10 protein-coding genes and 1 tRNA gene are annotated in these 10,172 nt (G+C 42.4%); 7 read left to right on the plus strand and 4 right to left on the minus strand.

Going from position 1 to position 10,172, the window contains the following annotated elements; translation table 11 throughout:
- Window positions 1–44 precede the first annotated feature (44 nt).
- Both B9G53_RS18315 and B9G53_RS18320 read right to left on the minus strand, forming a co-directional pair.
- Window positions 45–1,052, minus strand: coding sequence for a hypothetical protein (locus B9G53_RS18315; protein WP_094534883.1), 1,008 nt, complete (start codon window positions 1,050–1,052; stop codon window positions 45–47).
- 140 nt (window positions 1,053–1,192) lie between these two features.
- Window positions 1,193–2,392, minus strand: coding sequence for a class I SAM-dependent rRNA methyltransferase (locus tag B9G53_RS18320; RefSeq protein ID WP_094534885.1), 1,200 nt, complete (start codon window positions 2,390–2,392; stop codon window positions 1,193–1,195).
- 203 nt (window positions 2,393–2,595) lie between these two features.
- On the opposite strand from B9G53_RS18320, the gene B9G53_RS18325 reads away from it, so the two are divergent.
- Window positions 2,596–3,057: a Fur family transcriptional regulator gene (locus B9G53_RS18325; protein ID WP_094534887.1), complete on the plus strand. Its 462-nt coding sequence runs from the start codon at window positions 2,596–2,598 to the stop codon at window positions 3,055–3,057.
- Window positions 3,058–3,096: 39 nt separating this feature from the next.
- Here B9G53_RS18325 and B9G53_RS18330 read toward each other — a convergent pair whose 3' ends face one another.
- Window positions 3,097–3,543 (minus strand): SRPBCC family protein, encoded by a 447-nt coding sequence (locus B9G53_RS18330; protein WP_094534889.1) that lies wholly within the window; start codon window positions 3,541–3,543, stop codon window positions 3,097–3,099.
- 241 nt (window positions 3,544–3,784) lie between these two features.
- On the opposite strand from B9G53_RS18330, the gene B9G53_RS18335 reads away from it, so the two are divergent.
- The 6 genes from B9G53_RS18335 to B9G53_RS18360 all read left to right on the plus strand — a co-directional run bounded on the left by B9G53_RS18335 (window position 3,785) and on the right by B9G53_RS18360 (window position 9,570).
- The gene (locus tag B9G53_RS18335) at window positions 3,785–4,810 is read left to right on the plus strand and encodes a rod shape-determining protein (protein WP_094534891.1); all 1,026 of its coding nucleotides are present in this window, start codon (window positions 3,785–3,787) and stop codon (window positions 4,808–4,810) included.
- Between the two features lie 11 nt (window positions 4,811–4,821).
- The gene (gene mreC / locus B9G53_RS18340; protein ID WP_094534893.1) at window positions 4,822–5,568 is read left to right on the plus strand and encodes a rod shape-determining protein MreC; all 747 of its coding nucleotides are present in this window, start codon (window positions 4,822–4,824) and stop codon (window positions 5,566–5,568) included.
- Window positions 5,569–5,585: 17 nt separating this feature from the next.
- Entirely contained in the window at window positions 5,586–6,131 is a 546-nt protein-coding gene (gene mreD / locus B9G53_RS18345) for a rod shape-determining protein MreD (RefSeq protein WP_094534895.1), read from the plus strand.
- A gap of 131 nt (window positions 6,132–6,262) precedes the next feature.
- Entirely contained in the window at window positions 6,263–7,732 is a 1,470-nt protein-coding gene (locus B9G53_RS18350) for an inorganic phosphate transporter (protein ID WP_094534897.1), read from the plus strand.
- A 162-nt stretch (window positions 7,733–7,894) separates the two neighbouring features.
- Window positions 7,895–8,584 carry a ribulose-phosphate 3-epimerase gene (rpe, locus tag B9G53_RS18355; protein ID WP_094534899.1) on the plus strand — a complete coding sequence of 230 codons (690 nt, stop codon included), beginning with the start codon at window positions 7,895–7,897 and terminating at the stop codon, window positions 8,582–8,584.
- An 89-nt stretch (window positions 8,585–8,673) separates the two neighbouring features.
- Window positions 8,674–9,570, plus strand: a complete 897-nt coding sequence (locus B9G53_RS18360; protein WP_094534901.1) for a CoB--CoM heterodisulfide reductase iron-sulfur subunit B family protein — start codon at window positions 8,674–8,676, stop codon at window positions 9,568–9,570.
- A 40-nt stretch (window positions 9,571–9,610) separates the two neighbouring features.
- Here the strand turns inward: B9G53_RS18360 and B9G53_RS18365 are convergent.
- Window positions 9,611–9,692: transfer RNA gene (locus B9G53_RS18365), tRNA-Leu, on the minus strand.
- Window positions 9,693–10,172 lie beyond the last annotated feature (480 nt).

The raw sequence follows: 10,172 nt of genomic DNA on the forward strand, positions 1-10,172 counted from the left end.
TTTATATTTGATTCTAGGTGGCGCATAGCGTCACCTAGCCAAAATCACATTCTTTCTAGAGCTTGCAATTTGTAATAAGCTTGTCGCAGTTGCAAGCCAGAAGTATCTTCTAGCATAGCAGCAAAATCATAGGACTCTTGGTAAGCAGCGCGTGATTTTGGCAGATTTCCAAAAGATAAGTACAAATCACCCAAATATCGCTGTGCGATCGCCGCCGTTTCGCGATCACCCATTACCAAAGCCAAGCTCGATCGATTTTGCAATAATTCCTCGATCCGATAAAAATTAGGGACTTCAAGATAAGCCGCAATCAAGCGATCGCTTGCCACAGCCATCAGGGGATAATTGCGATATTGGCGGGCGATCGTTAGAGCCATGCCATAGTCCTTGATCGCTGCTTTGTAATTGTCCAACGACATGAAACTATCGCCGCTATTGACATAGACATAGCCCTCACCGATCGCCTCACGGAGTGGATATTTTTTGATCGATGCATAGTAGAGCTTGATTGCCGCCATATGGTCTCCATAACGTCCTGCGATTAAGCCTTTGTTATTCAGAGCAAGCCCAGTATTCAGTCCTTGATCATTTTGAATAGCCAGATCAAGAGTTTCCTTGTTCAGTTTCGCCGCAGATTCAAGTTTATTTTGGGCAATCTCAAAACTGACCAGATTATTGGAGCTTTCTAACTTTGCGCCATTGTCTTGCAAAGTATTGGCATAACGGATTCTTTGGCGAGTTGTATCTTGAGCGGCGTTCGCTGCTCCCATCATTTCATAGGCATCGCTCACCCTTGCCAGTGTGTAGGCGATCGCAGGTTGGTCATTAATGCGACGGTAATAGCCGATCGCATAGAGCCAAGTTTTAATGGCTTCACGCGGTTTACCATCTTTGAGTTGTACATAGCCAAGATCAAGCAAGCGATCGGCTTCATTGCGAACAGCAGGATTTGCGGGGTTAACAGTTGTGTGCTGAGCCTGTGTCGGCATCGGCACAACGATCGCTCCCACAACTGCCGCTAAGATAGTTGCGCCAATATTAGCAACTGACATTTTCTGATGCTTTCTATACATATCCCTACATCCTCACCAATAAGGTGGACATATTGTAGCGACATAAAAGCAATTTTTTATAGAAGTTTTCTGGCATTTTCTGACAAATAATAAAAAGCCATGCAAAGCATGGCTTTTTATTAGATAACGCTCAAAACTAAGCCCTTCAGATACGCGCCTTCAGGATGAAAAATACTCGTAGGATGATCGGCAGGATGGGTTAAATGATGTAAAACCTTGATTGTACGACCTGACTCGATCGCAGCAGCAGTCACCGCACCCGTAAAATTCTCCACGTTCACTACTTGAGAACAAGAAAAAGTGAATAGTAAACCACCACTTTTTAATTTAGACATGGCTTGCAAATTCAACCGCCTATAGGCTTGCATTGCTGAATGTCGCGCCGACAAACTTTTAGCAAAAGCAGGTGGGTCAAGCACGATCGCATCATAATCGTGATCGCATTGCTTCAGAAAATCAAAGACATCGCCTGTAAAAGAAGTATGGGTCGCCTGACGCTCAGCATCAAAATTTGCAGCAATATTCCGATCTGTCCATTCCATCGCCTTGACTGAGCTATCAATCGAATGTACTTCTCGCGCCCCCGCCGCCACTGCATAAACTGAAAATCCGCCCGAATAGCAGAAGGTATTTAAAACTTTTTTGCCTGTTGCATAATTACCAAATAGGCGGCGATTTTCGCGTTGATCTAAGAAGAAACCTGTCTTTTGTCCCCTTTCCCAATCAACAATAAAGCGATGTCCATATTCTAAAATTTCGGCACTATCAGTAGATTTTTCACCGATTAATAAACCATCCTGAGACTGAGTTTGTGATTTGCGCGAAAGAGTCGCCGAGCTTTTGTCGTAAACAGCTTGCAAGCGATCGCCATAAATTTCCTTTAATATTTCTGCAATTTCCTGCCGATATCCATATGTCCCCAGTGAATGGCATTGCAAAACCGCTGTCTCACCATAAACATCAATAATTAATCCTGCTAAACCATCACCTTCCGAATTAATCAAGCGATAGCAATTTGTATCTGGATTATCGATTAATCCTAGTTGCTTTCTCAAAGTAAATGCTTGCTGGAGGCGATCGCGCAATAAACTTTGCATCGACTCCACAGGCTGAAACGATAGCACCTTAATCGCAATGCTACCCATACCCCACAAGCCGATTGCTAAAAACTTGCCATCTTCGCTATAGGCTTCTACTAAGTCACCATCATTGACTTGTCCTTGCATTTTGGCGATCGCACCTGAAAAAATCCAAGGGTGAAAACGCTGAACCGCATCGACTTTTTTACGATGAATAATCGCACGGGGCAACGTTGACATAGCTAATAACTTTTAAGTAGGGTTGCTAAACATAACATAGAAAGGAGTAGAGTGGGGCTTGCCCACTCTACTTTTAGGCAAAACCAATGTTAGTGTTTTCAGCGCCGCAGGCGCTGAAAACACTAACATTGGTTTTGCTGAGAATTGCTGTCTGCTAATGACATTTATGTTATTCTCAAGAAGCTATCGTTATTGATAATGCTATGACTTCTGCGGAGACCACCTATTCACCTGAATCCCTCAAGGCTGAACTCAACTCAAAAGGTTGTCGCATGACACCGCAGCGCGAGGTGATTTTAAGTACATTCCAGACCTTACCAGAGGGACAGCATCTCAGTGCTGAGGATCTTTACGAGCGGCTAAAATCGCAAGGCGAGAATATTAGTCTTTCGACAATTTATCGCACCGTGAAAATGATGGCGCGGATGGGAATTTTGCGTGAACTCGAACTCACCGAAGATCATAAACATTATGAAATTAATCAGCCCAAGCCTCACCATCACCACCATTTAGTCTGTGTTAAAACAAATCGTGTGATTGAGTTTAAAAACGATCAAATTCTTACAATCAGTAAAAAAGTTGCTGATAAGTATGGCTTCTCAGTTCTAGATTGCCAACTAACAATTATTGGTGTTAGTCCTGAAGGACAGCGATCAATCTTTTAGAAGCATGTAAATCAAGAGGGTGCTTTGCACCCTCTTGATTTACATGGTTTTAGCAAAATCTTCTTGTGCATAAATTCTGAATCTATCTAAATCCGCTTGCAAAGTAGATTCCACAATCTGTCCTAGAAACAAATTATCCATAAGCTGTCCGATCGCAGGAATTGCATAGGCAATGCTTAACTTCACAATCGTCATGTTATTAGGACGACCATAAAATCTTACAGCCCCACGATTTGGCAGACCACCAATCGACTCCCATTGAATAATTTGGTTGGGAATTTGCTTCAGAATGCGAGATTTCCAAGTAAAGGTTAAGCCGTTTGTGCCGAGTTTCCAAGCAGATATTTCAGGATCGGCAGTGACTATCACAGAGTCAATCCACTTCATCCAACGGGGCATAGCTTGCAAATCTGACCACAAAGACCACGCATATTCCACGGGAATAGCCACTTCAGTTTGGACGGTATGTTCTAGCCAATCACTCATTGGATAATCGTTAATTTTTACTTACACTCCTCATAATAACAAAGCAATCTTAATAAACGAAGGCGAGAAACACCAAAATCGGTTTCCTAAAGTATTGCTTTACAATACTTTTCACCTTACTTTTCACCTTTGTTTACAAATACAAGACTTTCGGAATAGTTAAGAAGACTAGACTAAGTGACAACAATCGTAATAAAATGTTAAGAATATATAGCTAGTTTGACCACTGGAAGAGTTGACTGTGGGTTTATTACGCCATTTTACGAAAGACATCGGCATTGACCTTGGTACTGCTAACACACTTATTTATGTGTCTGGCGAAGGTATCGTTCTGCAAGAGCCATCCGTTGTCGCGATTGATCAACGCGATAAGACTGCCTATGCGGTCGGAAATGAAGCCAATAAAATGATTGGTCGCACCCCCGGTGACATCATTGCAGTGCGTCCGCTCAAAGATGGCGTAATTGCTGACTTTGACTCGGCTGAGTTGATGTTGCGCTCATTCATTCAGAAAGTTAAGAAAGGTGTTTTTAATCCGCGCATTGCGATCGGCATTCCCAGTGGTGTAACAGGCGTGGAATGGCGTGCAGTTATGGATGCCGCCCGTCGTGCTGGCGCAAGTGAAGTTTACCCAATTGATGAGCCGATCGCGGCGGCGATCGGAGCCGGACTACCTGTAACCGAAGCAACGGGGAACATGATCATTGACATTGGTGGTGGAACTACCGAAGTTGCGGTCATGAGTTTGCAGGGAATTGTATTGAGTGAGTCCGTGCGTGTTGCAGGTGACGAACTCAGCGAAGCAATCATGAAGTACATGAAGACTGTACATAATCTTGTCGTTGGGGAACGTACTTCAGAAGAAATTAAAATTAAAATTGGTTCAGCTTATCCCATTAAAGAAGAAACTTCGATGGAGGTGAGAGGCTTACACCTGCTATCAGGCTTACCTCGTACCGTCACTGTAAAATCTTCGGAAATTCGCGAAAGCATGAGTGAGCCGCTCTCCGTGATTATTGAAGCTGTAAAACGAACCCTAGAGCGTACACCTCCTGAACTAGCTGCTGATATTATCGATCGCGGCATTATGTTGGCTGGTGGTGGAGCCATGCTGAATGGTATTGACACCCTGATTAGTCATGAGACTGGAATTATCACTCATATTGCCCCAGCTCCTTTGGACTGTGTGGTAATTGGTGCTGGTCGCGTTTTAGAAGATTATAAAAATCTTGGTCGTGTATTAACCAGTCGCTTGAAAAGTTTATAGGTAAATTTTTCATGGATTCAATCCGTAGTTGGTGGGAGCGTTATAGCTTTCAGACTGTTGTGGTTACTGCTGGAATTGGGCTTGCCTGGTTTATCCGCCAAACTCAAGGTGTAGCGATTATGGAAACCTATCAGTTTCTCAGTCGCCCTTTTCAATCAAGTGTATCTAAGCAAGAATTATTGCAAGATGCTCAAGTACGCGAACTTCGCTATCGCTTGACTGAGCTAGAGTCCCAAAACCAGAGAATGAAAGAACTTTTGAAGGTAAGAGCGAATCCTAAGGATGTTGGTGTTTGGGCAACTGTGATCGGTCGTGGGGCCGATTCTTGGTGGAATCAAATCTTAATTGGCAAAGGTAGCAATGATGGGATTAAATCAGGTGCAGTAGTGGTTGCACCCGGTGGATTAGTTGGTCGTGTTACCCATGTTTCCCCCAACAGTAGTCAAATTTTGCTAATCAGTGATCCCAATAGTCAGGTTGGTGTGGTCGTTAGTCGCAGTCGTTTTAGTGGAATGCTCAAAGGGCAAAGCCAAAATACCGCGACACTAGACTTTTTTGAGCGCGATCCTGATGTAAAAGTTGGAGATATTGTGCATACTTCACAATTTAGTACACTATTTCCTGAAAATGTGCCTGTTGGTCGGATTAAATCCATAAATCTTGATAAGCAACCCGCCCCTGAAGCGATCGTTGAGTTTTCGACTCCTTTAGGATTATTAGATTATGTGGAGGTATATCCTTTTCAAGAGAGGCTATAACCTAGTCATCAGAAATAATGCTCGATCGCAAAGTTTCCCTATCTAAAAAGTTCTTAAACTGGGCTGTGACTATTGGTTCACTGCTAATTTGTATTTTAGCGATGTATACCAGATTCCCAGGCATGACCTTGATGGGAATTGCTCCTAACTGGTTACTAATCTGGCTAGTGGCGTGGAGTGTCAACCGTCCTGTCTTTTTGTCAGTAATGGCAGGGATTGCCATGGGATTTATACAGGATAGTATGACTTTTGCGGACATGCATGTTTCGCCAACCCATGCTTTGGGACTAGCGATCGCTGGAGGACTAACCTCACTTTTGCAGAAACAACGGTATATGCAAGAGGACTTTATTTCAATCGCTTTAATTGTGTTTGGCATGGCGGTAATTGTCGAAACTATGCACGCAGTGCAATTAACTGCCATGGGAGCCGAAATGGATAATGTTTGGGCTTTACAACAACGGATTGCCCTTAGTTCGGCAATTTTGAGTAGTTTATGGTCACCTGCTATTTACTTTCCCCTCAGTCGTTGGTGGCGATCGCTAGAAAAACAAGAAGATTAGTTTTGCAGCACCTTGAGTAGTGCCAAGTAGGTAAGGATGGGCGGCGCGAAGCGCCGCCCATCAAGTCTTGAGTTTTGATTTGTCCTAATACACTTGGCAATAGCTACAACACAAGTATCGTGGAGTAAAAAATGGAATATCTATTTTTAGGCTTAGCGATCGCCTTAGTGATTGGTTTTGAGTTCGTGAATGGATTTCACGACACAGCTAATGCTGTAGCGACTGTTATTTATACAAATACACTCAAGCCAACATACGCAGTTATTTGGTCAGGAATTTGCAATTTATTAGGTGTGATCACATCGAGCGGTGCTGTCGCTTTTGCAATTGTGGCTTTATTGCCTGTGGAATTACTAGTTAAAGCAGATTCAAGCCAAAGTTTGATTATGGTTTTGGCTTTACTTACTTCTGCAATTATTTGGAACTTTGGAACTTGGTATTTGGGATTACCTGTATCCAGTACACATACGTTAATTGGTGCAATTTTGGGAATCGGTTTAGCGAATTCAGCTTTATCTACAGACCAAAACTGGTGGGATGGCATCAATTGGCTACAAATGCAGGAAGTGTTGCTTTCCCTTCTTATTTCACCATTGATCGGATTTTGTGGAGCCGCATTATTATTTATCATTGCCAAAGCTCTGATTAAACAAGAAAATCTCTATACTGCACCAGCAGAGGATGCTCCACCCTTGGGGATTAGGACTTTGCTAATTCTGACCTGTACAGGAGTCAGTTTTGCCCATGGCTCTAATGATGGTCAAAAAGGAATGGGCTTAATGATGCTGATTTTAGTGATTTTACTGCCAAGTACTTTCTCGTTAAATACGCACACTAGTCCTCAAGCGATCGCCCAATTGGTCACTACATCACAAGCAGTTATTCCCGTATTTACAGCACAGATACCCAAAACTTTAGTTCATGATTTGATTTTCGAGAATAGTCAAATAGAACTTACGAACTTCTTAAAACCACAAGGTCAACTAAATGAAAATACTTGGCGATCGCTAGCTTCGGAAAGTCAATTAATTAACAATAGTTTGTCAATCAGTAGTAATTTTGTAGATCTGTCAGAGAGCGATCGCACCCAAATTAGAAATGATATTTATCTTGTTGCTAGTGCAATTACTAAATTAGAAAAACAAGAGAAATTAGCTAATCTTGATGAACAATATTTACTAACTGACTATCGCAATCAATTAGATCAAACGACCAAATTCATTCCCTATTGGGTAAAAATTACCATTGCCATTGCCCTTGGAGCGGGAACAATGATTGGATGGAAACGGGTAGTTGTTACTGTCGGTGAAAAGATTGGGAAAGAGCCGCTTAACTATGCCCAAGGTGCGATCGCGGAACTAGTCACTATGACCACAATCGGTACAGCCGATTATTTCGGACTACCCGTTAGTACCACCCATATACTTTCATCAGGCATCGCTGGATCGATGGTAGCGAATCGGGCTGGAGTTCAGAGCAATACTCTAAAAAACTTGCTATTAGCTTGGTTTTTAACATTACCAGTTTGTATTCTGCTTGGATTTGGGACATATACTATTAGTCTATTTGCCGTTCATCTGCAGTTTCTAGGTTTGAGTTAAGGGCTAAAAAATAGAAATGGTGCTTAGCACCATTTCTATTTTTTAGCCCTTAATTGATCAAAACTGCTAAATTTAATTAATAATTAATACAGGACTGTAGTTAAAACTACCTTTATCTGCTGTTTTTTAGATCTTTGTAAAGCTAAGCCCCCCGTAAATCATATGCCTAAAAAGTCCACAGTTATTTCCCCTTCAATCTTGTCTGCTGACTTTAGCCGTTTAGGTGACGACATTCGTGCAGTTGATGCGGCGGGTGCAGACTGGATTCACGTTGATGTGATGGATGGTCACTTTGTCCCCAACATCACCATTGGCCCATTGATCGTTTCGGCTATTCGTCCTGTGACGACCAAAATTTTAGACGTACATTTGATGATTACTGAGCCAGAAAGATATGTGCCTGACTTTGCTAAGGCTGGGGCAGACATCATCACCGTTCATGCAGAGCATACTGCTTGCCCTCACCTACATCGCAATCTTTGCCAAATCAAGGAACTTGGTAAACTCGCTGGTGTTTCTCTTAACCCTTCGACACCTTTGAGCTTTATTGAGTATGTTCTCGATCTATGCGACTTGGTTTTGATTATGAGTGTAAACCCCGGATTTGGCGGACAAAGCTTCATTCCTAACGTGATTCCTAAAATCGCTAAGTTGCGTCAAATGTGTGACGATCGCGGACTCGATCCTTGGATTGAAGTTGATGGTGGTCTCAAGGCTAACAACACTTGGCAAGTTCTAGAAGCTGGTGCTAATGCGATTGTTGCGGGTTCCGCAGTATTTAACGCTCCTGACTACGCTGAAGCAATCAAAGGTATTCGCAACAGCAAGCGTCCTGAGCTAGTCACAGCTTAATTAATTAAAAAGAGAGGCGGCGCATTGCGCCGCCTCTCTTTTTTGGTGGTAATTTAGAAGCGAAAGGGAAAGATTTTGCGATCAGAGAAATGACAGAAACTAAAGCATTGAAATACGCTTATTACTCAGGATGTGTTGCTAAGGGTGCTTGCAAAGAGCTACATGCATCGACAACGGCGATCGCTCAAGCCTTAGGAATTGAACTGGTGGAATTGACTAAGGCAACCTGTTGCGGTTCTGGCACATTCAAGGAAACCGACGAACTAATGGAGGACGTAATCAATGCCCGCAATATTTCTCTTGCCGAAGAATTAAATCTCACAGTAATGACGCAATGTAGCACCTGTCAGGGTGTACTCGGTCGTGTTAACGATAAGCTTAAAAGCTCAGATTCCTCACGCAAAGACGAAGTAAATGCGTTACTGAATACTCAAGGACATAATTTCCAAGGTTCTACAGAAGTTTTGCATTTACTCTGGATTCTGATCCGCGACTATGGCTTAGAAAATATCGCCGCTAAAGTAACTCGTTCTTTAGCTAATCTTAAATGTGCTTCTTTTTATGGTTGCTACTTATTGCGATCGCAAACGGTCACTCGTTTCGACGATCCCTTCAAACCCGAAGCTCTGGAAAATATTTTTCGTACTGTCGGCGCAACTCCTGTGTATTACGAAGGTCGGGTGCAATGTTGTGGATGGCCAATTTCTAGCTATGCCCCCAAAGAATCTTTCTCGATGGCAGGACGACATCTAACGGCAGCGATCGCCGCAGGCGCAGATTGTATTGTTACGCCATGTCCGCTTTGTCATCTCAATCTCGATTCGCGTCAACCTGAAGTTGAAAAGGTGATTGGTCACAAATTAGGGATTCCGATTTTGCATTTACCTCAATTGATTGGACTAGCGATCGGTATTGAGCCAAAAGTTCTCGGCTTAGATCGTCATATCGTTTCTACAAGTTCAGTCTTACAAAAACTTTCCGTATAAAAAAGACCTCTCACTTTGTGGGAGGTCTTTTTGTTTTTTATGGGCAAAGAGAGAATCGAACTCTCATGACCGAAGTCGTCAGATTTTGAGTCTGATGCGTCTACCAATTCCGCCATTCGCCCTTTTTTCAAGACTTATATCATACAACAAGAATGGTGCATCTTGTCAAATATTTTTTGATGCTTTTTGTGGCGATCGTCTTATACAGCAATGTAAGATTTACTCAGGACATAAAACCCAAAAGATGAGTGGCGGCGAGAAGCGCCGCCACTCATCTTTTGGGTTTTGATCTGTCCTATCTATCTCTTGCATTACTATACCAATTCACAAAAGTGCTTATCACACTTTTGTGAATTAAAAACTAAATCCAGTAATGGTTTTCAAGTTAAGAAATGGCGTAGCCATTTCTTAACTTGGTATTACTTTTGGTAATTGCGATCGCAATCGCTATGATGTTTAGATTGAGAAACTGTGTGAACTAATCCCTAAGGGGCTTGCGAAGAAATAAGATACCAAAGATTATAGAAATAGGGATATAAAATTCTTGTTTTCAATTTATATAGGACTAAGAGAGTGATTTTCAGCGATGAAATCAAAGCCAC

Source organism: Pseudanabaena sp. SR411 (assembly GCF_002251945.1).
Taxonomy (GTDB): domain Bacteria; phylum Cyanobacteriota; class Cyanobacteriia; order Pseudanabaenales; family Pseudanabaenaceae; genus Pseudanabaena.